Below are 24137 nucleotides of genomic sequence, written 5' to 3' on the forward strand. Positions count from 1 at the left end.
GATACGACATGGGATATTCAGATATAGAATCAGACGACGAGCCAGTACTTATATTTCATCCCCCCTCTGCTTCATATCCGTTAACGGATATCCGCAAAAATCGAGTCTGCCCACCTCCTCGTACGCTCCCAACACGAGCGCATAAGACAGAGACCATGACCGACGAATTAGCCGCTCAACTCTTCGACGCCATTACCTCTGGTATTAAAAGCTACAATAACAAGGAGGAGCGCGACGGCGTTGTAAATGGCTATTTCACGCTTTTTCGTCACGGCCAACATGGCAAAATGAAGGCTAACGAGTTACAGGACAGTCTAGCTAAAAAATCATTTAGCGACATGCTTCATCTGCTGAATGACTATTTTAATTCATCGGATGCTCACTACAATAATCATTCCCTTGCCACTTACTTATTAGACAAGCTCAATGATTTTGTTACATCATTAGACTCTACCTATCAACCTGAAACGGGTAGTATGGCCTGGGCTTCTGTTTTATCGCATCTTAAACATTACTCAAAAGCCCTGGGTGATGATTGCATGAAAACTGCAACGCAAACGAGCCTTTAGGAAACGGAGATGTCGCGTCTTGAAAACAAAATTATTTTGATTACGGGCGCCTCCAGTGGCATTGGGGAGGCCTGTGCCAGGCTTTTTGCTTCACAAGGTGCGAGACTTATTCTCACAGCTCGCCGCCTTGACCGGTTGGAAATCCTCGCAACCGAATTGAAAAATACCCATGGCAATGAGCCTTATATCCATTGCCTCGATGTTCGGAACTCTGCTGCAGTCAAAACGTTTTTGGACTCGCTGCCAGTAGCCTGGCAGTGTATTGACGTATTGCTCAATAACGCCGGTTTGGCTTTAAGCAGCGACCCCATTCAGAACGGTCTAATCGACAATTGGGAAACCATGATCGACACGAATGTCAAAGGTCTCCTCTACATAACCCGCCATGTGCTGCCAGGCATGTTGCAAAGACAGCAAGGCCATATTGTCAATATCGGCTCGATTGCAGGTCAGGAGGTTTATCCCAACGGCAATGTCTATTGTGCGAGCAAGCATGCGGTCAGAGCCCTGACCAAATCCATGCGACTCGACTTAATGGGCAGCCCCATTCGCGTGAGCGAAATCGCACCCGGCGCGGTTGAAACAGAATTCAGCCTTGTACGCTGGCAAGATGCGGATAAGGCAAAAACATTTTACCAGGACTTTACCCCGCTGACTGCCAAGGATATAGCCGATGCCGTATATTACTGCATTTCCGCGCCGCCGCATGTCAACATTGCCGAATTGACCATTCTGCCTACAGACCAGGCATCTGCGAATCATATTCATCGAAAAAAATAGCGAATCGTATATTTATTTTACATTGGTCTATAGTTATTAAATAATTCATTCTTTTGTTCGCTGTAGATGGTCCCAAAAGAAAAACACTTCCTTACACAAGCCTTTGAAGCCAGTAAAAATGCATTTTTGTATGTTGGGCTCTTCAGTCTTTTCATCAATATCCTGATGCTTACCACCCCTCTTTACATGATGCAGGTTTTTGACCGGGTGCTCGCAAGCTACAGTTACGACACTTTAATCTATTTAACTTTGATTGCTTTATTGGCTCTTCTGGTTTTAAGCCTGCTGGATGCGGTTAGAACCTACATGATTATTCATGTCAGTGTCTGGTTTGAGCGTAAACTGACGCCACCGGCGCTGGCGCTTAGTCCCGATCAAATTCTGCTTGGCAATACTTACCCCGAACAGGCGCTACGGGATATTGCCGCCGTCAAACAATTTATTGGCGGCTCAGCGATCGTTACTTTTTTTGACTCGCCCTGGGTGCCCATCTATCTCATTGTTATCTTTATGCTCGACCCTATCCTGGGCTGGATAGCCACCGTAGGCGCCTTTATTCTTTTTTTGTGTGCCCTGCTCAATGAACTGTGTACTCGAAAACTATTGCGCGATGCCAGCGAAATGGCCATCGGTACCCAACAGGAGATGGCAGCCAGTCTACGCAATGCCGAGGTCATTCAGGCCATGGGCATGTTGCCTGCCTTGATTGGCGAATGGCATAAAAACAATGAAAATATCCTGAATTTTCAAATAAAATCCAGCAAAATTTCTGGCAACATTCTGGCTTTGAGTAAATTTATCCGTTCAGCCCTGCAGATTTTTATTTTAGGGGTGGGGGCTTATCTGGTATTAACCAATCGCATCACCTCCGGGATGATGATTGCTGGCTCCATCCTGTTGTCGCGCGCCCTGGCACCTGTCGAACAGGCTATCAGCGCCTGGAAACAATATCAAAGCGCCAAACATGCGATTGACAGGCTCAAATCCCATCTGGCGTTTCAGTCGCAACGGTTAAACGGCATTCAGTTGCCTGCACCCAAAGGGCATTTGTCCGTGGAAAATCTCTACTACATGCCCCCTGCCCTGCAAAAATTTGTTATCAACGGCATCAATATCCACCTTAAACCTGGTGAGATGGCTGCATTAATTGGTCCTTCAGCAGCAGGTAAATCAACGCTTGCGCGATTGATTGCCGGGGTTTTAAAACCAAACAACGGCAGTGTCAGACTGGATACCGCTGATGTTTATCAATGGGAGCGAACTGATTTTGGTCAACACGTGGGCTACCTGCCCCAGGATATTGAATTATTTAATGGCAGTGTGAAGGAAAACATTGCCCGCATGGGAAACATTGACGATGCCGCAGTCATTAAAGCAGCGAAACAAGCCGGCTGCCATGAACTTATCCTCAGGCTGCCGCAAGGCTATGATACCGTTATTCACCGCAACAGCTTTGGCTTATCTGGCGGCCAGCGTCAACGTATTGCCTTGGCACGGGCCTTGTATGGGGATCCGCAACTTGTCATTCTTGATGAGCCCAATTCCAATTTGGATAGCGATGGGGAGTTGGCGCTGCTCAATGCCTTACAGGAACTCAAACGCCGTCAGGCCACCGTGATACTTATCGCTCATCGCCCGCATGTCATTCATTTTGTGGATACCATTATTGTTCTCAATGAAGGTAAAATCCAGTTTTCTGGTCCACGGGAACAGATTCTAAACAAACTTAAAGAATTGGCCGCGCAAGCAGAAATACAACCTCAGTCTAAGGGTAACTAATGGACAGGAAGCAATTACCGCAAACACCTGAAAGCCCTCCTGTAGGTAACGTAATTAAAGCGGGGCTCGGCATTTTGCTGTTTTTTATTGGCGGGTTTCTTTTATGGTCTTTGCTGTTTCATCTCGATGCGGCAGCCGTAGCCCAGGGTAAACTGGTGGTCGAGTATGAACGTAAAACCATACAGCACATGGAAGGTGGTATTATCAAAACAATTTATATTAATGAAGGCTCGGTGGTTAAAGCCAACACGCCGCTCATCCAGCTAGATGACACCCAGGCTAAAGCCACACTGGATTTATTACAGGGTCAGCTGTATGAAAATTTAGCTGCGGAGGCACGCATTTTTGCCGAACTCAATAATGAAAAGCAAGTTCATTATCCCGCCTCATTAAAGCAATTAGCCCAAGATCCTAAAGTGAAAAAAATCATTGACGGACAAAACAAATTATTCATTGCCCGTAACAAAAGCTATGAAGGCCAAAGCAAAATTCTGAATGAGCGGATAGAAGAATACAAAAAGGAAATCAGTAGCCTTGATGCTCAGGTGATTGCAAATAACGAGCAGTTAAAATTAATTGAAGAAGAGATCAAGGCGGTTGAATACCTGGAAGAAAGAAAATTAATTGATAAACCGCGCCTCCTGGCCCTTAAACGCGAAGCGGCACGATTGACTGGTGATCGCGGCGAACATTTAGGCTTGATAGCCAAAGCCCATCAGGGCATAGGCGAGATTCAATCGCAACTGTTTACCATGATTGAAACGCGTCGCAAAGATTTATTGGAAGAGCTGCGCGATGTGCAGCAGAAGCTTGCCGATCTGACCGAAAAATGCAAAGCAGCCGAAGACGTTTTAAAACGAACATTAATTACAGCTCCCCAGTCCGGAACGGTGATTGGCCTTAAGAAACATACAACGGGCGGCGTCATCACCCCTGGACAAGACATTCTGGATATTATCCCCTCCGGTGATCAACTTATTGTTGAAGCTCAGATTGAACCATTGGATATTAATTCCGTTAAACCAGGATTAACCGCCAAAGTCAGGCTCATTGCCTATAAGCAAAGAAACACGCCCCTGATTGAAGGCATTGTGACCCAGGTCTCTCCTGATGTATTTGAAGATCAGGCGACTAAAAAACAATTTTACAAGGCACGCATCATTCTCAACAAGAATGAGCTAAGCAAACTAAAGCATGTCGCTCTCTATCCCGGCATGCCGGTTCAAGTCATGATTGTCATTGAAAAACGAACAGCCTTTAATTATTTTATCACCCCGCTTCACGACAGTTTTGAACGCGCATTCCATGAAGAATAATGCATTATATCAACAGACGGAAATCCAGTCTGGTATTTGTTTTTATAATTTCTTGATCAAATTTTATACAATACTATACTTTAATTTGTCTAAGTTGTAGAGGTGTAGCCATGGCTATTATAACGGGCACCAGTGGTGCTGATGTTATTGAGGGTGGCGCAGCAAATGACTTACTGCTAGGTGGTAATGGTAATGATACACTAAGCGGCGGTTCCGGGAGTGATCTGCTCGATGGTGGTAATGGCAATGACTTGCTTGATGGAGGTAGTGGTTCTGATCTTTTATCGGGAGGGAATGGCAACGATACTCTCCTGGGTGGTGCCGGAAATGATTTACTGGACGGGGGTAATGGCAATGATACCCTAAACGGCGGTGACGGCACGGACATTCTCAACGGCGGTAACGGCAATGATACCCTGGATGGCGGAGCCGGTTCTGATCTTCTCTATGGCGGCAATGGTAACGATACCTTTACTTACCATGTCGAAAATAATCTCAATACACTTGATGTCTACATTGGCGGCAACGGCAATGACACCCTGATTATTGAAGGAACTTCCGATTTTTTTGCGCGCGCGGATGTTCAACAGGCACTGGCCGCGTTTCAGGCAGCCTGTGAGAACCTGCTGTTTAATTTTGCTACCTATGTTGAAGGGTGGAATTTAATTGTCAACACCATTGAAAACGTGATTCTCAAGGTTGTTGCCCCCCTGAATGTCGCCCCTGTCGCCAATCAGGATTTTGTCAATACCACGGAGGACTCGCCTTTAGCGATTCCTGTTGCAAATCTTTTGGCAAACGATACCGATGGCAATAATGATGTGTTAACTGTTCAGTCTGTTGGTAATGCCGCCCATGGCACCGTCGTCCTCAATGATGGGGTTATTACTTACACGCCGACCAGCAATTACAATGGTTCTGACAGCTTCACTTATACCATCAGTGATGGGCGTGGCGGTGCCAGTCAAGCGACAGTCCATATTACTGTTGCAGCCGTTAATGATGCACCTACAGGTGGTGTCATTATCACGGGTGAGGTCATTGAAAACCAAACGCTCACAGCCGACGCCAGCGCTGTTGCTGATCTTGACGGTTTGGGTACGCTCACCTATCAATGGCAGGCGGATGGTGAAAATATTGACGGTGCTACAGCCAGTGCCTATACCCTGACTGATGCGGATGTGGGTAAAGTGATTTCGGTCGCGGTTAGTTATACTGATGGTGGCGGCACCCTGGAAACGGTGGTCTCGGCCGGTACTGAGCCGGTGCTTTCGGATAATGTCGCACCCGTTGCCAACGTCGATACAATGGATGGCAATGAAGACACACCCTTAGTGATTGCCGCTGGAATCCTGCTCGCCAATGATACGGACGCCAATGGGGATACACTAACCATTCAGGCCGTTGGCAATGCCACCAATGGCACAGTAGCCCTTGATAATAACGGTAACATCGTCTTTACGCCGACGGCCAATTACAATGGTCCTGCCAGCTTTACCTACCTGGTGGCAGATGGCGATGGCGCCACCAGTGAAGCGGTCGTCCACATCAATGTGGCTGCAGTCAATGATGCCCCCACCGGCGATGTGACGATTCAGGGCACACCTCAGGAAGGTCAAGTTTTAACCGCTAATGCCAATCTTGCTGATGTCGAAGGCCTTGGAGCGTTCAGTTATCAGTGGTATGCGGATGGCAACCCGATTTTAGGGGCCACGGCCACGACTTACGCGTTAACTGAAGGGGATATCGGCAAAACCATTACCGCGACCGTCAGCTACATCGACGGAGCCGGTACTCAGGAAACGGTGCAGGCCGCAGCTACAGGACCGGTGGCGTCTCTCTATGATGTGGATACCGCCACTCAAACGGCGGTGAAGCTGGAGAATGGGCAGATTTTTATTGATAATGTTCTTCAGACTGGCGTTGACAGTATTCGAACCAGCGATTTGGATGATGTTTTAGTGGTTAAAGACGTCGTTAATGGTCTTGAAGTCAATTTAGCCGGCCAGGTCAATGCCGACGCCGTCGATTTGAGGGGAATAACCGGTATCACTTATACAGCAAGTACCGATGTGATTAGTGATGGTACAGACAGTATGACGGTTAGCAATGTAGAGAATTTCCTCATCGGCGATCGCGGCAATACCTTTGTGATTGATCAGGGAGGCAACTATAATTTCCTGTTTGATCAATCCATCCCAAGCTCAATTACCGGGACTAATCCCCCGCCGTCAACTACCATCAATATGATCGAAGGCACGGGAGCAACCAATGTCGGATTGTTGGTTTATAACTCCGCAGGACTTCCTGCCACCTCCAGCGATGTTCAGAAAATTACCCTGCAGATGCAGTTTAACAATGCCGGGCCAAACATTGATAACGTGGCGACTCTGGATTTCCAACACGGTGCCTACGCGTTCAATGCGACTGCCATTGAGTATGGGTTAATTGCCGCCTTGATTGCTCTTGCGGCAATCGCGGCATTGCAAAACCTGGGCATTCCTCAATCCACGTATACTCAATCAACCTTTGGCGATATCAAATTGTCATTGACCAGCAGCGGTCTGGACGCCACACAAGATTCTGTCACCGCCAAGCTGACAGGCCTGCGTGAGGTGGTTGTTCCAGTCGGAAATGACGCCAGTTTTAAACCCTGGACCATCATTTCCAATGACAGCGGTTTAAAAGGAATTGTCGATTTAACCCAATTGGCAAGTGTCAATGAAAACAATACCAATGCACCCCATTTACAAGTGAATTGGGATGCGTCGGTGGACAGCGACCTTCCCGCTGTGCTGATTAGTGAACAGGGTTTGTTAACATCCAACGAGCATGCCTTTTATAAATTTCAACACTTCAAACTGGGTCAGGGCAGTGATACGTTAAACATCACCTCGCTCGATACCAACCCGAATGTGGTTGTTGAAATGGGTGAAAAAATAGATGGCAGCGACCAGGACACGCTGAATCTGTTTAGGCTGGGTGATGTATTTAATCCCGTTGTCGCAGCCACCTATAATGGCACCACAGGCTTGTTGCAGATGGGAAGCAACCAGCTGCATGTCACTGGCGTGGAGCGCATCATTGGGACCAGCCTTGCAGATAACCTGACGGGTGATGGCGGCAACAATGTCATCGATGGAGGCATCGGCAACGATACACTGGCAGGTGGCGCAGGCAGCGATACCTTTGTTTATACTATCGCGCCATCCGGCAACGATACCATCAATGATTTCAATCTGGCTGAAGATGTCTTGCAGCTGACGGGCGTCACCATACAGAGTATTAATTACTTTGGTCCTAATACGATCATTGATTTAAGTAATAATGGTATCGTGACCTTGCTTGGTGTGACAGCCACTCAGGAGGATTTGATCGGATAATTAGACTGTTCTCTCTCCGAACTACCCTGCTCGCAGGGTAGTTTTTTATTGCCATCGCAGATAAACAATTCATTGTCCGGTGTTACTGATTTTGCTTAACCATCTGTTGCTGCACCTGGGCAATCTGCTGCTGCAGATTGGTTTGTATTTGCTTCATTTGGTTCTGCGTTTGCGCATTCACGGTTTGAATCTGGGCCTGCAATTGGGTTTGAACCTGTTTGATTTGCGCCTGCAACTGGGTATTTAATGCCGCCAGTTGTTGTTGCTGTTGGGCCTGCAACTGCTTTAACTGGTTTTGTATTTCAGTATTAAGCTGTTGAACCTGATTATTGCTTGTGGCATCAGCTGCATAAGCTGTGTGAACGAGAGCAAAGCCGGTGAAAAGAGCAAGCATAGTTTTCATAATCAATTCCTTTTAAAGTGATTCCTTTTCACTTTACCGAATAACACCGGCCTTGCAAAGACTACGGCAAATCAAGCAATTGTCGGGTAAAGGCTGTACGTAAATAAAAACCGCGCGGCAGGGTCAGTATTTTATTGCCTTCGCTATCAAATCCATAACACAATGACCGGGTATTGGCTGCTTTAGGGCGTACCTGCAGGTAAACCCCATAGGTGGCATCAATTTCTTCCAGCCTGCCAGTGGTAATCATTGTCGTCAAATCATGCCAATCCGACGCGAGTATGGCCTCCTCCTCCGGGCTTGGCGACCACAGTAAACCGCGTCCAATGCGGCGTTGTTCAAACGGGATATGCCTGTCGCCTTCGACCGGAACCCAGAGCACCCGTTTTAATTTCTCATAGCATTGTGAGGTAAGCCATTGTTGCTGATGGATAGTCATCAATGGGATGCTGGTCACAAAGGTGGATTCCGCGGGAGTGCCCTGAGAACCAAGCGGGATGGTTTTGAGCTCAATGCCTAAATGGTTAAAATCAGGCACGGGCTGGCAACCTGCCGTTGTGCCCAGGGCCTGTTCAATGGCCATACCGGCCCATCCTTTGCGCCGTACGGCCTGCTCAGGAATAGCAAGCGATAACTCAGCCGCCAGTTGGGCAAAGCTCATTCCCTCAATGGCCTCGCAGCGTTGCAGTAACTCGGCTTCCGACGCAGGACTATTTAATAAATAAGGCCTCATGCTCACCTTCTTTAATTTCCACGCTGATGGGTGGAATCGGCGGTTTAATGCCAGCCGCTTTAAATTGTGCGGCAATGGCAAACAACACCTTGGAGCGAATCTCAAATCGGGTATGCAACTGTACATTGATAAAATAACGCACCTCAAATTCAATCAAGGCTTCATCAATTTGCTTCAGGAAAACCTGTGCCGGCGGATCGGCAACGATTTCCGGGATAATAGCCAACACATCGAGTATCAACTGCTGAATCATCACCGGATCATCAGCGCGACTGACCTTAATCGGAATGACGGTGCGCACAATGCCATCCTGATGCGTCCAGTTAGTAAACGGCTTGTTAAATGTTTCCGCATTTGGAATCAATACTTCCATATTGTCCCAGGATGACACCCGCATGGAGCGTATGCCAATATGGGCCACACGGCCTTCATAATTGCCAAGCGTAATAAGGTCGCCCTCTCGTACCGGGCGTTCAATCAGCAACATTAACCCACCGACCACGTTGCTCGCGAAATCACGCAAGCCAAAACCCATACCCACCGCCAGGCCGCCGATGACCATGGACATGCCGCTGAAATCAAACCCCAAAGCCCTTAAGGTGACAAACCCGCCAATCAGAATAACGGCGTATTGCGTAAACACAGACAGGCTGTTGCGAATGCCGGGATCGCGGGCATCGCGGTATAACCAGCGGTAACTGAATTCCCGCGTCCATTTGGCGGCCCACATGAAGACCGAAAGCAGGATTAAAAAATTGAGAATGCTAAAGGCGGTGATGTGAATGCCAGCCATGTTGATGAGCGGGTAATGACCAAACTGTATCAGTTTGGTTGTTACCAGGGAATCCGAATGCCAGCCAAACAGTTGAAACACGATATAGATCGAAGCCGTCAGCAGGCCAACACGCAATATTTTATCCAGCGGTTTAAGCCAGACTTCAATCCAAAGCCAACCATTGGTCATGGCGGAAATCATCCACTCCGACAGCAATTCCATAGCATCAAACAACAAACCACGCATCAGCACGTAAGCGGACAGTAACAGCAGCAGCTGCATCTGGTAGCGGCTCAATGTCCAGGCCAGGTTGATGTAACCCACCATCCCAATGACCGCAATAGCCAGCAGGGTTAAGGGGATAAGGATCACAAGCAACATCACCGCGTGTCGAAAATAGCGCTTTTTGCTTTTCAATACCGGGTGCAGCAAATGGGTAATGATGTGTCGGTTTCTCCATGAAAGAATTGAAACGGCCACTAAAAACAGCATAAACAAGCGATTAAAAATATCCTGCAATAGCGCCGATAAAGGCAGCAGGTAACTGATGACCATGAGAGCCGTAGTCCACCCGCCGGCTAACAGCAGCCATTTCAAACGGTAATACAGCCTTACATCCGTACCCGATGCGTCTGTCACGCGTTCTAACAAAACAAGCCTTGCAATCTGGATTAAGGTGCTGAATACAAGTCCAACAAGACTCAACTGCATCAGTAATTGATAATTGGCAAAGGGAATGTGGTTAAAATAAAACAGACAAAGAAAAGCCCCGGTCACCCCTAACAATGGCAGATTACGATTAAACAGTGTCAACGTGCCTTCATACAAGTGGCCTGTTAATCGTGACCGTTCCTTATCGCGGCTGCGTTGTTTCAATAAGCGATACAATACAGTAGTCGCCACCGTGATGAGGCTTAAGGTCATCCACAGCAACACCATCGGCAAGGTATCCAGCCATTGGTAATTATCCCTGATTTTAAGTGTGAGAATCTTCATATAACCATAGATCTGGCTGGGAATTTTACTGAGTTGGCTTAAAATTTCTGGCCAACTGTCAAAGCGGTATTCCGATAAGCTTTGCCTGACCGACAATTGCTTTTTCAATTCTTCCTGATGATTGTCCAAATCTTCCTGCAGGGTTTGTTCCTGAATATCGATGCTGGCAATGCGCTCGTTAATGATGCCTATTAAAGCGGCGAAATTTTTTTTAAGGGTTGCTTCACCCACATGATCTTGCTCATTTTTGAGCATAACACGCATTTTGCGTAGCGATTGTTCCATATCGGCAAGCTGTGTGATGGTGGCTTTATATGTCTCAGCCACAGTTTGCAAGGTACGGATATCCGGATTTTTCTGAAGCAGGAAATCAGCCTTGGCCAATTGACGCTGCAAATGCAGTTCCGCCATTTTATGCTGGGTCAGGTTAATGAGTTGATTATTTAATAAAAGTCGAGCCTCCAGAATGTAGTTATTACGAAACTCCCCTTCGCTTTTAATCTGCTGCTGCAGATCAATGCTCTTATCGTAAAGCGAAAGCAGGCTCTCATTCAGACGCGTTTCTTTGGCGTGAAGAGTATCCAGTTGGGCTCGTAACTGCGCCTTTGATTTCCACACATGCAGAGCTTGCTGGCGGCTTAATAACAGTTGCTGGTAGCGTTTGGCCAATACGATATTATCATTGAGCAGGCTAATGGTTTTTTTATTGATTTCGCTTAGTGTGTTGATCTTTTCAATTTTTTGCTGCGTATCCATCGGCGTCACATCCGGCCCTGGAAATTGCTGCAATTGTTTTAATCTCTGATTAAAATCATCCTGTAATTTGGTCTGGTTAACCAGAAAATTTTCATAGCTGGCTATTTTGGCCTTATTCAAGGCGATGAGCGCGTCATTCTGCTGGATTAATTGTTTATACTCCACCTCACTTGAAGGAGTAGAAGGCAATCTGGTTTCATTTAGAACTAAAGTCAGGTTATTTTTTTCCTGTGCCAGGTATTCAATTAATTGCCCGCTATTCCCCTCAGGCTTGGCTAACAGGGGTGTACTCACCACAGCGAGGCATAATAACCCGATTACCGCATAAAGCCGGTTTTTCCAAAAGGAAAAACCGGTTCTGACCATTCTATTTTTGCACATTGGGAGCTAGTCGTATGCCTAAATCACCAAGCTGAGCCGTACTGACACCGGTTGGTGCATTGGTTAATAAACAAGATGCGGATTGCGTTTTAGGAAAAGCAATCACATCACGGATGGAATTTGAGTGCGTCAACAGCATGGCCAATCGATCCATACCCAATGCGATACCGCCATGGGGAGGGCAGCCATATTGCAAAGCGTCCAGCAAAAAGCCGAATTTTTCCTGAGCTTCCTGCTCCCCTATCCCCAATAATTCAAACACAGCTTGTTGCAACTGCGGCTGATGGATACGGATGGAGCCGCCGCCGATTTCATACCCGTTAATCACAATATCATAAGCCTTGGCCAGGGTTTTAGTCGGCTTTTGCTTGAGCGATTCGATATCCAGTTCCTGCGGGGAGGTAAAGGGATGGTGCATGGATTGCAACAACCCAGACTTGGGATCAATTTCAAACATGGGCCAGTCAACCACCCAAAGCAAGCGCCAACCATCCTCAACCAATTGACGATCATGCCCCAGCTTAACCCGCAGAGCACCCATCGATTCATTGACGGTTTGTTCAATGCCGGCGCCAAAGAAAATGACATCACCGGTTTCAGCGCCAACGCGCTCAAGGATTGCCTGCACGCTATCAGGCGATAAAAATTTGATAATCGGCGACTGCAAGCCTTGCATACCTTGCGTGCGATCATTGACTTTGATGTAGGCTAAGCCTTTCGCACCATAAATGCCTACAAATTGCGCATAGCCATCCAGGTCCTTACGGCTTAATTCGCAGCCATTGGGTAAGCGCAGCGCCACCACCCGGCCATCGCTTCGCGTTGCTGCATCGGAAAACACTTGAAAATCGGATTGCTTAACCAAATCAGCCACGTCTACCAACTCAAGCGGGATACGCAAATCCGGTTTATCGCTGCCATAGCGGCGCATCGCCTCATCATAGGTCATGCGCGGGAGTTTTTCCGGTAATTCAACCTGCATTAATTCGCGGAATACTTTTTTCAGCATCCCCTCAATGAGATTCTGAATGGCCTGTTCATCAATAAAGGCCATCTCAATATCAAGCTGGGTAAATTCAGGCTGCCTGTCAGCGCGCAAATCTTCATCACGGAAACAGCGCACAATTTGATAATATTTATCGAAACCCGACATCATCAGCAACTGTTTAAATAATTGCGGCGATTGCGGCAAGGCATAAAATTGGCCAGGGTGCACACGGGAAGGCACCAGGTAATCGCGCGCGCCTTCTGGCGTCGCTTTGGTCAGCATCGGCGTTTCGATATCCATGAACTGTTGTTCATTTAAGTACTCTCTGATGCAACGCACCATGTTGTGACGCAGAGTTAAATTATGCTGCATATCATTGCGGCGCAAATCGAGGTAACGGTAGCGATAACGGAGATCTTCATTCACCGTTTGATTATCATTCGGCAGGAACGGCGGTGTTTGGGCCTGATTTAAAATCTGCAGAGTCTGGCCAAGGATTTCTATTTTACCGGTTGGCATTTTTTCATTAATCATCCCGGCAGGCCTTAAGCGCACGTTCCCTTCGATGCGAACCACGTATTCATGGCGCAGCTTTTCAGCGATTTTGAATACATCTGCCAACTCCGGTTCATACACGACCTGAACCAGGCCGGAACGATCACGGATATCCAGGAAGATCACGCCGCCATGATCACGGCGATTATGCACCCACCCGCATACACTGACGGATTCGTTAAGTAAAGTTTCATTGACTGATGTGCAATAATGTGATCTCATAAAAACCGCCTGTTAATTCGCATGAGTTAATATGTCCGGCGTCACGTTGGGAGGCATGACCCCCAGCGAAATAATGTATTTCAACGCCTCGTCAATCGTCATCCCAACCTCAATGACGTCCTTCTTGGGTACCATCATCAAAAAACCGGATGTTGGGTTTGGTGTTGTTGGTACAAAAACAGAGACCATTTCTTCCGTGGTATTGGCAAAAAGTTGAGACCCCGGGTTTCCGGTCATAAAGGCCAGCGACCAGCAATCCTTGCGCGGGTATTCAATCAGCAGCACTTTGCGAAAAGCCTGGCTATTGGTTGCAAAAATAGCCTGTATAACCTGCTTCGATGCATTGTAAATGGAACGCACCAGAGGGATTTTGGCGAGCAATGCCTCACCCCAGCCAAACAAACGCTGGCCAAGTATGTTTGTTGCAATAATGCCTGTGACGATGAGCAGCACCAGGGAAAAAATAACGCCGAAGCCGGGAATATCCACACCCAGAAGCCGTTCAGGCTGGTAGGCGGAGGGGAGCAGTGCGATTGTGCTGTCCAACAGGTCGACCATAAAACGTAAAACCACAAAGGTAACCAGAATAGGCAACCACACCACTAAGCCGGCAAACAAATAACTGCGTATGGATTTAGACTTCAATCACTTTCACCCTTGGTTTTCGTGCTGCCGGTATCGCTGCTTCCTGTCGCGTTATCTGCTTTCTTCTGACCACTGGCGTCACTGCCGCCGGTCTCCGTTTTTTTCATCTCGGGTTTGTTTTTATTTTTAAAATCGGTGACATACCAACCGCTGCCTTTGAGCTGAAAACCCGCCGCAGAAACCAGCCGCACAGCCGTATTTTCAAAACACTTCGGGCATTGTTTTGCAGGCGCATCACTGACTTTCTGCATCAAATCAAAATGATGATGACAATTTGTACATTCATATTCATAAATTGGCATCAAAAATCTCCCAATGGTTGACAGGGCTCATCGCATCATAAGCCAAGGAAATAAACGTTTTGAAAAAACTAACGTTAAATTATAACGGACAAGAGGCGTGGCGACAACGGTCAAACCCCTGTGTACACGTACTCAACCGTATTTATTACTCAAATCATTCCGCTTTTTATGCTTTATGCGCACAATCCCGATTATATACCCTGAGGTTAAAGCGATGAAATCCATCTATTCGGCCAGCCATTGTCCGTTAAACGGGATATGGCCCCAATACGGCATGGGCATCTTCTCACGCAAGGTTTTAAGGTTTTCATCCAGACAGAGCATCGTTTCATCGATGCAGTTGGCAATCCAGCCCGCGCAAGGAATAGAATGGGCCTTTAACACCGAGGCCGTTAGAAGGGCATGATTGATACACCCAAGACGCATGCCGACCACTAGAATGACGGGAATCTGGCTGAGCACCAGGAAATCAACCCAGGTCTGCCTGGCATTGACAGGGACCATTAAGCCCCCTGCCCCTTCAATCAAAAGCACATCAGGCTGGCCTGATGCTTTCGTCATGCAGTAGTCCCAAATAGCCTGGGCATCAATCTCGGTTCCAGCCCTCGCTGCAGCAATATGCGGTGAAACGGGTGGCTCAAACAGCCACTGGCAATTGTCATCATCATGGCCGCCATGTTGCTTAAGCAGACGGGCATCTTCGCTGTAAAGGCGGCCATTTTCCTGAGGGCATCCTGTCGCTAATGGTTTTAATGCCAAAACCTTAAGCCCCTGTTGACGATAAGCATCGAGCAATTGGCAGGTGGCATAGGTTTTACCGCAATCGGTATTGGTGCCGGTGATAAAAAATACCTTCATAAGAGAAACTCATACAATAATTGCAAATAATCGTCCTGATGTGACAGGAATGGCATGTGCGCGGCTTTTTGGAAAAGTCGATAGTGAAAATCAGGGTATTTTTCTACCATCGCATCCATGGTCAAACGCGGCGTGATGGCATCGAGGCGTCCGAACACAAAACAGGCAGGCTTTTTGTAATCCAGCAGGGCATCACGTAAATCCCACTCTTTTAAAATCTCTAGCCCTTGTTGCAAGGCCTCAATCGAGACTTTATCAGGAATCAGTGTCATTAGGGACTGATGGCGTGCTTGCAGCGTCACAAAATCCCTCATGGTTTGCTCAGGATCACGCGATAAATTACTGAGGAACCCTTCGAACACCTGTTTTTCCACTCCTGGCCAGTGGGCTGAGCGAATGAAGCGCGGTGAGGAAGCAGTTACCATTAAATGCGACACACGCTCTGGCTCCTCGATAGCAAGCCGCATGGCATATAAACCGCCCATACTCCAACCTGACACGGCAAATTGCCGAGGCAGGGCCTTAAGGAGTTGTTTTTTAAATGCAGCCCAATCCATTAATGGCGTGCGGCCAAACCCTGGCAAATCAATCAGATAGACCGTAAAATGCGAGAGCAAGGCTGCCGCTAATGGTTCAAAAACGCGGTGGTCAAATCCCCATCCATGCAACAGCACCAGGGCGGGGCCTTTTCCTCTAGTTTGAATGCTCAGTGTCATAAATAGTGTGAAGTTCGTTAAATAGCCTGTCAATATCGTTCAGCTCATGCTGATAATTAAGCACAATGCGTAAGCCGCTGTATTTACGGGGTACGGTCGGCTCGCGTATAGCCTGACAAACAATGCGGTGCTCGCTCAAGTGCCGGGCATAGGTCAGGGCAACATGCGGACAGCCTAGCTGCAATTGTTGAATGGCTGAGGACGAATCGGCAAAACGCAGCGGGCTTTGCTTAATTTTTTCGCGAAAATAGTGGACAAGGGCCTCTAGTTTCTGTCGCCTGTCATTCGCGTCATAAATCAGATGGAAGGTTTTTAAAAGCCCGTAGGTGAGCGCGGGACTGATGGCCGTGGAGTAAAGGTAGGAACGCGCATACTGCAACAAGGCCTCTATCCATTCACGGCACCCCGCGACCAATGCGCCCTGCCCGCCAAACGCTTTGCCAAAGGTAATAATCCGAAGCGGTACCTGTTCCTGCGTTAAGGAGAAATGGTTGACAGCGCCAAGACCATGGTCACCCATCACACCAAACGAATGCGCTTCATCAACAACACAGGGGGCTTGATAAGTCGCGCATAAATCGATGATTTCCCCCAGGGGTGCGACTTGACCACTCATGCTGAAAAGGCCTTCTGTCAGCACAACTGCCTGTTCGGTTTGGTCTAACTTTCGCCTTAAATCATCCATGTCATTCGCTTTATAGCGGCTAAAACTGGCATGAGCCAGTTTAATACCATCGTAAAACGACGCATGGATGGCTTTATCAACTAGCAAGCGGAGGGCACTATGCGACAACAGGCTAACCACAGCCAGATTAGCCGCATAGCCGGAACTGAATACTACCGCCGCATCTGTGTTTAATGCCGCCGACATCGTTTGCTCAAATTCCGCATGAATGGGATGGTAACCGCAAATAACGCCCGAGCCGCCGCTGCCGGCCGGATAAAGTTCAAATCCTTGTTGATAGGCTTTTTTAATCCGTACATCATTACTTAACGACAAATAATCATTGCTGCAGAAATGCAGATGATTGCTGTCGGCCTGCAATACCGAGCGGCTACGATGCAGGCCCCGTTGCTGCAATCCTTGCATGGTCTTTGCAAACAGCGTGGAAAAGTGGCTCAAGCGTGTGTATCCAGACCTAGTTTATCAAACAGCTGTCTGTCTTTATCCCGTTGCGGATTATCTTCCGTCAGCAGTTTATCGCCGATGAAAACGGAATTGGCGCCGGCAAAAAAGCAAAGCGCCTGCAATTCATCGCTCATTTCAGTACGGCCTGCAGTCAGGCGGATGACGCTTTCAGGCATGATGACGCGCGCCGTCGCAATGGTTCTTACCAACTCAATGCCTTCTACCTGACGGGATTTTGCAAGCGGTGTTCCTTCAACCGGAATCAGGCGGTTAATTGGCACGCTTTCCGGGGGCGTTTCCATGTTGGCAAGCGTCATCAGGAATTCAATCCTGTCTTCGCGCGTTTCACCCAAACCCAATATCCCGCCACAACAGACGCGAATACCGGCTTTCCTCACTTGTTCAAGCGTATCCAGACGATCACTGAATTTACGGGTGGTGACCACTTTGTCATAGTAGGATGGGGATGTATCGATATTATGATTGTAATAATCAAGGCCTGCTTCTTTAAGGCATTTCGCCTGCTCACCATTCAACATGCCGAGGGTCATGCAGGTTTCAAGCCCCAGGTCTTTGACGCCTTTAATCATGTCCTTAAGCGCTGGCATGACTTTATCCGGCGGACAACGCCAGGCGGCCCCCATGCAGAAGCGCGTGGCACCACCCGCTTTCGCTTCCCGGGCGCTAAGAAGAACCTGCTCAACCGACATGAGTTTTTCTTTTTCCACATGGGTTTGATGATGCCCGCTTTGCGAACAATACCCGCAATCTTCGGGACAGGCACCCGTTTTAATACTCAGTAAGGTCGCCAATTGCAGGCTATTGGCGGAATGATGCAGGCGGTGAACGGTATGAGCCTGATGCAATAAATCGTTAAACGGCTGAGTATAAATGGCGGCAATGTCACTTACTGTCCATCCTGCACTGGGTTTGTTCATAGGGGTTCTCTTTTTATTTCAGTGACGCCATGATAAAGTCGCGAATTTTCTTGTCAACCGAAAATTATATTATGGTTAACATAACCCAGGTTATCGCAAAGGATTTAAACCACATCTGGCATCCCTGTATGCAGATGAAAGATTTTGAGACCTACCCCCCGCTGGTGATTCACGAAGCCAAAGGCAGCTACCTTTATACGGATCAGGGCCGCCTCATTGACGGCATTTCAAGCTGGTGGTGCAAATCTTTAGGTCATGGCCATCCCGCCATTGTTGAGGCCATCAAGCAGCAGTTAAAGTCTTTTGAACAGGTGATCGCTGCCAACACTACTCACCCATTGCTGGCTGAGTTTGGTGAAAAAATAGCCGATATTACCCATAAACAGCATGTGTTTTTTGCCAGTGACGGTTCCTCAGCCGTTGAGATTGCCATGAAACTGGCTTTGCACGCCATGCAGATTAGGGGTGAAACTCACCGTCGGCAGTTCATTGCCTTAAGCCATGCCTACCATGGAGAAACGCTGGCAACCATCAGCGTCAGCGATCTCGGTCTTTATAAAAAACCGTACGCAGGTTACGGTGTACAATGCCATTTCATTCAGGATATCCCTTATGTTCAGGGGAATCTTGACCCTTTATGGCATGACTGCGAAAAGGCCTGGCAAACCATTTTGCCCCAACTTGAAACAATAAAAGATCAGGCCTGCGCAGTCATTGTCGAACCGCTCGTTCAGGGCGCAGGCGGTATGTTGTGTTACAGTGCCGACTTCCTGAACAAACTGGCCCGTTGGGCCAAAGACAACGGCCTATATTTTATTGCCGATGAAATCATGACCGGCATGGGCCGAACCGGCCAGTGGCTGGCTTGTCAATGGGCAGACGTCGAACCGGATTTAGTGTGCCTGTCCAAAGGCTTGACCGCCGGTGCTTTGCCTCTGAGCTGTGTGGCGATTGACCATTCCATTTACACCCTTTTCTATGATGAGTATGACAAGGGCAAATCATTTCTCCATTCTCATACCCACAGCGGTAATGCCTTAGCCGTCAGTGCGGCCCTGGCGACAATCAAGGTTATGGAAACAGAAGGCATCAATGAACAGGCTCGTGTTTTGGGCGAATTGATGCATTCATTGATGCTTGAGATTGCCGAAACCACCGGAAAACTCAGCCGTGTGCGAAGCCTTGGGGCGATTGCCGCGGCCGACATGGAGGCATTGCCGGGTCAACGAATCAGCTTTCGTTTTTATCAGGAGGCCTGTCAGCGTGGCGCCCTGTTACGGCCTCTCGGCAATACGCTTTATTGGCTGCCTCCCTTAAATGCGGATGAGAAAACGATTAGGCAATTGGCGGAAATCACTCTAAACTCTCTTTATGGGGTGTACAATAACTAAAACAATGATAAACGACATCCATAGCAAGCAGTTAAGCGCGCAGCACACGTTAATCATCAGCTGGCTATTGCTATCACTTGTTGTCCTGTTTCTCGCTCTTTTCTATGAGTGGCGACATTACAGCGAATCCCGACAGGATCAGATAGAGCTCATCGCCAAGGAACGGGCATTTCAATTTGATGAATTCATGGAAAATTTGATTCAGGGCGCTTTTGCTTTAAATTTTACCCATGATGACTTTAATGATTGTCAATCGCAATTATTGCCGGTGCTCACCGATTGGTTGTTTAATAATCCCAGTGTTTCCGCCATTGCCATTACCGATCCAAAAGGAAAAAAAACCTGCTCCACCTTAAACCTGCCCCCCCCTGTATTTTTTCCTGTTTCGTCAGCGCCTCATTTGCACGGACCCTTTGATCCAGGCGGTAATAATCAGCCCACCTATCTGTTGCAGCAGAAGCTTGGGCAGTATCATTTCACACTTTATATTTTAAAAAGCATTTTTGACAATTTGTTAAGGCCTCTTGAAGCCACCAATTTCAAAGCCATTGCCCTGTATGACACCCACCATAAAAAGGAGGTTTTTCAACTTACTCAGCGACAGTCCGATCCTGCGCCCGAAAAAAGCGTGATGCTGCGTATCCCGTCTCAGACACTGGATGATTACCAACTGCTGTTTACGACGAAACGTTTAGTTTATGAAAAGCACTTTATTTATACCGAATTAATCATTGCCACCGTAGTTATTCTGCTTTCTCTTCTCATTTACTATCTTCTGCGCAAGGCCTTAAACCGCCGCTTTTCACTGGATTATGCCTTGCAGAATGGGCTTAAACAGGGTCATTTTGAACCGATGTATCAACCTGTGGTGGATGTCGCGAATAACCGGTTTTGTGGTGTTGAAGTCCTGATTCGCTGGCAAATGGATGCCAAGCAAACCATCATGCCCGATCTGTTTATTGAAGAAGCCGAGGAATCAGGTCTTATTGTGCCTATTACCCTGCAACTGGTAGAAAAAACATTTCAGCAGTGCTTAACACTCCTTGACGGCAATAAGGACTTTCATCTGGCGTTCAATGTCTCTGTCAATCATTTTCTCGATAGACGCTTTTTCCCGGCATTTTATCAACTCTGCGAGCAATATGGCATCAACAATCAACAAATTATTCTGGAGTTGACTGAACGGCAGCTTTTTAATAAGGAAGACCAGGACAGCATGCGCATCATGCAGGAACTCCGTAAGCGCGGCTATTCGCTGGCCATTGATGATTTCGGCACCGGACATGCCAGTATCCATTACCTGCAGCACCTGCCCTTTAATTACTTAAAAATTGATAAACTGTTTATTCAAGCCATTGGTACCGGTGCAATCACCGAAACATTGAACCAGGCCATCATTAACATGGCTAATTCACTGGACTTAGCCATCATCGCTGAAGGTGTAGAAACCATGGAACAATATGATTATCTCCGGCGTCATCGTGTAGACTATATACAGGGATGGTATTTTGCCAAGGCCATGACCATTGAGCAGCTCATTACCTTCATTGAGGAGAAAGCAAATGAAGCGATTCTTTCGGCAGGCAATTAGCCTGGCTTTATTCTGCGTTTCAACCGTATCCGTCGCCCAGGCACCGATAGGGGACAATTTCTGGCTGTGCAAAGCCCATGATCAGGCAAACAAAGAATGGTTAGCCCAGAGCGTTTACTCAATCACCGCCATTAACAAAGCCTATGATGCCTGTAAGAAGCAAAGCGAATACCCGGAAACCTGCAAAACATCCAAGGCTGATTGCGAAGCATTTGTGGACGGGCGCTCCACCCGTCCAATGTGGCAATGCACCGCACTGGATTTTTCAGGCGCACCCTGGGTAAGCGATATCTATACGCACCGCGATGACGCAGCCCTTGGCGCCAAAGCCTATTGCATGGATAACAGCGGTATCCCGGAGACCTGTTACATTAACATGATAACCTGTCGAAACATCAATGCGGCGGGCCCCTGATGTATTGCGTCGGTTTAACAGGAAACATTGCCAGCGGCAAATCGAGCGCTATCCGGCGATTTAAAGCGTTGGGTATACCGGTGATCATGGCTGATGAAGTAGCCCGGGAAGTCACAGCTCCCGGGCAGCCGGCTCTTCAAGTCATTCGGCAGCATTTTGGTGAGGATATCCTTCACGAGGACAGCTTAAATCGTGCGAAATTACGTCAACTGATCTTTAAGCATCCCCATGAGCGGCTATGGCTCGAAAACCTGCTGCATCCTTTAATCCGACAACAGATAGAAACCCGAGTTGCAGCATTTAAAGCCCCTTATTGCGTGATTGAAATCCCGCTATTGCTCGATCGCAGTCATTATCCCTATTTGGATCGTATCCTGGTCATTATAAGCGATAAGGAGCGTTTAATTGAGCGAGTGATGACGCGAGACCAGCATAGCCGGGAAGAAGCGCTGGCTATTCTGGCGGCTCAACCCGATGAAACAGCAAGGCGGGCCATTGCTGATGATTTAATCATCAATGAAGGCTCACTTGCTGAATTTGAACAAACGATTAACGATTTGCACAAGCAGTACTTGTTTCTTGCAAGTCAGCAGGCGAATTCCACAGAATAAGTATTGATTATTTTTAAAAACTCTTGTAAAGACAGGTTTTTATCCTTTAATATTTCAGGTACAAAAAACTGTTTAAACGTTGGCTAAGGATAGCATTTTTTTATGCCTCAAGATACGATCACTTTTCAACTGGCAACCCACTTTTTACCGAAAATTGCCTTACGCCTTGAATGCCTTTATCAAACCATTGATCAGGCCTGTCAGGAAACTCATCCCGTTATCCATCATTACGCGTTAAAAAACATCATTGAAATCATTAAATTGATCGAAAAGCCAGAGCTGAAAAGCCGTTTTCTAAAAGAACTGATGCGAATAGAGCATGCCATTAACAAGTCCAATACAATTGTAGCGAGTGAGCTCTATGATGATCTTTATACCCAAATCCAATCCTTGACTCATGTTGCCGGCCTGTTTGGTGAAGGTATTCATCAGAATCCTTTTCTGCAATCCATTCGTCTGACGCAGCCAGCCCACAGCAACGATTGTGAAATGTACTCGCCTCAATTGCTTCTCTGGCTGGAATTCAATCCCGCCGAGAGACAACGCGATTTGGCCATCTGGCTAAGCCATCTGCGTGCACTGCATGCCACGGTCAGTATATACCTGCGCCTGCTTCGCGACACCGCCCAATTTGATGAGATTGACCTGTTCAGCGGGTTTTATCAACGGCCGTTACCCCCAAAAACGTCCTGCCATCTAATTTTGCTGCGCATCGACAAAGCCTTTGGTATCGTACCGCGTATGCAATTGGGTCACCATGGTTTAAGTCTCCGCCTCTGTGAAGCTTCCACCATGAGAGAAATTCGCGAGACTCATGCCCGCTTGGACTTAGGCATTTGCCAATTATAGCTGTTTATTGAGGCGGGTATTTTACTGGCAATCCAAGCCATATTATTATTTGGGCAACAATACGATTTGCCCTGGGGTTTTTATTTGTTTTCACGATCAAAAGGCATTCTCTATTGCCTGTTATCAGGATTATTTTTTGGGCTTATTGGTTATTTTGGAATCAATGTGATTCATGATCACATTTCAATTTACACCATGCTATTCTGGCGATTCACGGTAGCCTTGATATTTATCGCCTTCATTATGCTTCCTCAATTGAACCGGCTGCAATTTTCGGCCAGGGATTTTATGACTATCCTTTGCCATGGTATTTTCTTCTATGGCACCTGCTCCATTCTGTACTTTATGGCGGCAAAATACATTGGTTCAGGGCTTGCCATGGTTGTTTTTTTCACCTATCCCGCCCTGGTTATGCTTTTGAACAAGCTGGCCTATCAGCTCCCTTTTAGTCTGATTTATTGTGTTTCATTGCTGATTATTTTTGGCGGCATGGTGTTTTTGGTTCAGGGGGGAGAGTTTCATTTTAATTCACTGGGCCTTCTTTTAAGTGTCTTGTCCGCCCTACTCTATGCTTTTTATATTTTAGCCAGCAAAAAAAGCCGCGTCTCCCCCCTGCCGTCCACGTTGATTTTATGCCTGGGGTGTATGATTGTTTCGCTGATAACCGCCCTGCTGGATCATTCGTTTACTGTTCCTGACACCCTGTCGGTATGGGCCAATATTTTTGGCATTGGGATTTTATGCACGGCCTTGCCTATCCTCCTGTTGCTAAACGGTTTGAAACTGATTAGCTCCACCCAGGCCTCTATTTTATCGGTTCTTGAACCGGTGTTTGTGGTGATCTTCGGCATCCTGCTCCTGGGAGAGCAGGTAAGCCTGATACAGATGCTCGGGGTCATTATCATTCTTTGTGGTTCTCTTCTTTCCCTGCTTAATGAGCGTCAATAATTTTTCAGCGATAACCCTGTGACGAAAGTCAATTTACTTTAAGCTTTTCTTTTTAATTCTCTTATTTCTGTTATATTGGCATTTACCATAATAGGTTGTTGTTCTACC

21 protein-coding genes are annotated in these 24137 nt (G+C 47.3%); 11 read left to right on the forward strand and 10 right to left on the reverse strand.

The genetic code is table 11. The features are described from left to right. Positions 1–155 precede the first annotated feature (155 nt). The 5 genes from Lery_RS06170 to Lery_RS06190 all read left to right on the forward strand — a co-directional run bounded on the left by Lery_RS06170 (position 156) and on the right by Lery_RS06190 (position 7827). Positions 156–569, forward strand: coding sequence for a hypothetical protein (locus Lery_RS06170; protein WP_058526380.1), 414 nt, complete (start codon positions 156–158; stop codon positions 567–569). Between the two features lie 9 nt (positions 570–578). Further along, a complete protein-coding gene (locus Lery_RS06175; protein ID WP_058526381.1) occupies positions 579–1349 on the forward strand; it encodes an SDR family oxidoreductase in 771 nt (256 codons plus the stop codon). Between the two features lie 66 nt (positions 1350–1415). Then, a complete protein-coding gene (locus tag Lery_RS06180; RefSeq protein ID WP_058526382.1) occupies positions 1416–3128 on the forward strand; it encodes a type I secretion system permease/ATPase in 1713 nt (570 codons plus the stop codon). Continuing rightward, on the forward strand, positions 3128–4444 hold the full coding sequence (locus tag Lery_RS06185) for an HlyD family type I secretion periplasmic adaptor subunit (protein WP_058526383.1): 1317 nt from the start codon (positions 3128–3130) through the stop codon (positions 4442–4444). Before Lery_RS06180 ends, Lery_RS06185 begins: the two co-directional genes overlap by 1 nt. Positions 4445–4554: 110 nt before the next feature. Further along, the gene (locus Lery_RS06190; RefSeq protein WP_058526384.1) at positions 4555–7827 is read left to right on the forward strand and encodes a cadherin-like domain-containing protein; all 3273 of its coding nucleotides are present in this window, start codon (positions 4555–4557) and stop codon (positions 7825–7827) included. An 82-nt stretch (positions 7828–7909) separates the two neighbouring features. Here the strand turns inward: Lery_RS06190 and Lery_RS06195 are convergent, their stop codons facing one another. The 10 genes from Lery_RS06195 to bioB all read right to left on the reverse strand — a co-directional run bounded on the left by Lery_RS06195 (position 7910) and on the right by bioB (position 18224). Next, positions 7910–8230 carry a hypothetical protein gene (locus Lery_RS06195; RefSeq protein WP_058526385.1) on the reverse strand — a complete coding sequence of 107 codons (321 nt, stop codon included), beginning with the start codon at positions 8228–8230 and terminating at the stop codon, positions 7910–7912. A gap of 61 nt (positions 8231–8291) precedes the next feature. Then, positions 8292–8963, reverse strand: coding sequence for a DNA mismatch repair endonuclease MutH (mutH, locus tag Lery_RS06200; protein WP_058526386.1), 672 nt, complete (start codon positions 8961–8963; stop codon positions 8292–8294). After that, complete coding sequence (locus Lery_RS06205) at positions 8941–11856, reverse strand: mechanosensitive ion channel domain-containing protein (RefSeq protein WP_237759159.1); 2916 nt, start codon at positions 11854–11856, stop codon at positions 8941–8943. The genes mutH and Lery_RS06205 overlap by 23 nt, the downstream gene beginning before the upstream one ends. Position 11857: 1 nt before the next feature. Further along, on the reverse strand, positions 11858–13636 hold the full coding sequence (gene aspS, locus Lery_RS06210; protein ID WP_058526388.1) for an aspartate--tRNA ligase: 1779 nt from the start codon (positions 13634–13636) through the stop codon (positions 11858–11860). A 12-nt stretch (positions 13637–13648) separates the two neighbouring features. After that, positions 13649–14281 carry a DUF502 domain-containing protein gene (locus Lery_RS06215; protein WP_058526389.1) on the reverse strand — a complete coding sequence of 211 codons (633 nt, stop codon included), beginning with the start codon at positions 14279–14281 and terminating at the stop codon, positions 13649–13651. After that, on the reverse strand, positions 14278–14583 hold the full coding sequence (locus Lery_RS06220; RefSeq protein WP_058526390.1) for an FmdB family zinc ribbon protein: 306 nt from the start codon (positions 14581–14583) through the stop codon (positions 14278–14280). The genes Lery_RS06215 and Lery_RS06220 overlap by 4 nt, the downstream gene beginning before the upstream one ends. A gap of 225 nt (positions 14584–14808) precedes the next feature. Beyond that, entirely contained in the window at positions 14809–15441 is a 633-nt protein-coding gene (gene bioD, locus Lery_RS06225; protein ID WP_058526391.1) for a dethiobiotin synthase, read from the reverse strand. After that, on the reverse strand, positions 15438–16157 hold the full coding sequence (locus Lery_RS06230; RefSeq protein ID WP_058526392.1) for an alpha/beta fold hydrolase: 720 nt from the start codon (positions 16155–16157) through the stop codon (positions 15438–15440). The genes bioD and Lery_RS06230 overlap by 4 nt, the downstream gene beginning before the upstream one ends. Continuing rightward, positions 16135–17280 (reverse strand): aminotransferase class I/II-fold pyridoxal phosphate-dependent enzyme, encoded by a 1146-nt coding sequence (locus Lery_RS06235; RefSeq protein ID WP_337589162.1) that lies wholly within the window; start codon positions 17278–17280, stop codon positions 16135–16137. The genes Lery_RS06230 and Lery_RS06235 overlap by 23 nt, the downstream gene beginning before the upstream one ends. Next, positions 17277–18224, reverse strand: coding sequence for a biotin synthase BioB (gene bioB, locus Lery_RS06240; protein ID WP_058526393.1), 948 nt, complete (start codon positions 18222–18224; stop codon positions 17277–17279). Before bioB ends, Lery_RS06235 begins: the two co-directional genes overlap by 4 nt. A gap of 71 nt (positions 18225–18295) precedes the next feature. Between bioB and bioA the strand changes: the two genes are divergently transcribed. From bioA to Lery_RS06270, 6 genes are all read left to right on the forward strand, one after another. Further along, positions 18296–19615, forward strand: a complete 1320-nt coding sequence (gene bioA, locus Lery_RS06245) for an adenosylmethionine--8-amino-7-oxononanoate transaminase (protein ID WP_058526505.1) — start codon at positions 18296–18298, stop codon at positions 19613–19615. Positions 19616–19619: 4 nt separating this feature from the next. After that, entirely contained in the window at positions 19620–21206 is a 1587-nt protein-coding gene (locus Lery_RS06250) for an EAL domain-containing protein (protein WP_058526394.1), read from the forward strand. Continuing rightward, positions 21178–21621, forward strand: coding sequence for a hypothetical protein (locus Lery_RS06255; RefSeq protein ID WP_058526395.1), 444 nt, complete (start codon positions 21178–21180; stop codon positions 21619–21621). The genes Lery_RS06250 and Lery_RS06255 overlap by 29 nt, the downstream gene beginning before the upstream one ends. Next, positions 21621–22232, forward strand: a complete 612-nt coding sequence (gene coaE, locus Lery_RS06260) for a dephospho-CoA kinase (protein ID WP_237759160.1) — start codon at positions 21621–21623, stop codon at positions 22230–22232. Before Lery_RS06255 ends, coaE begins: the two co-directional genes overlap by 1 nt. A gap of 102 nt (positions 22233–22334) precedes the next feature. Next, positions 22335–23081 carry a cell division protein ZapD gene (gene zapD / locus Lery_RS06265; RefSeq protein WP_058526397.1) on the forward strand — a complete coding sequence of 249 codons (747 nt, stop codon included), beginning with the start codon at positions 22335–22337 and terminating at the stop codon, positions 23079–23081. Between the two features lie 84 nt (positions 23082–23165). Then, a complete protein-coding gene (locus Lery_RS06270; RefSeq protein ID WP_065230263.1) occupies positions 23166–24029 on the forward strand; it encodes a DMT family transporter in 864 nt (287 codons plus the stop codon). Positions 24030–24137 lie beyond the last annotated feature (108 nt).

Source organism: Legionella erythra, from assembly GCF_001467615.1.
Lineage (GTDB): Bacteria > Pseudomonadota > Gammaproteobacteria > Legionellales > Legionellaceae > Legionella_C > Legionella_C erythra.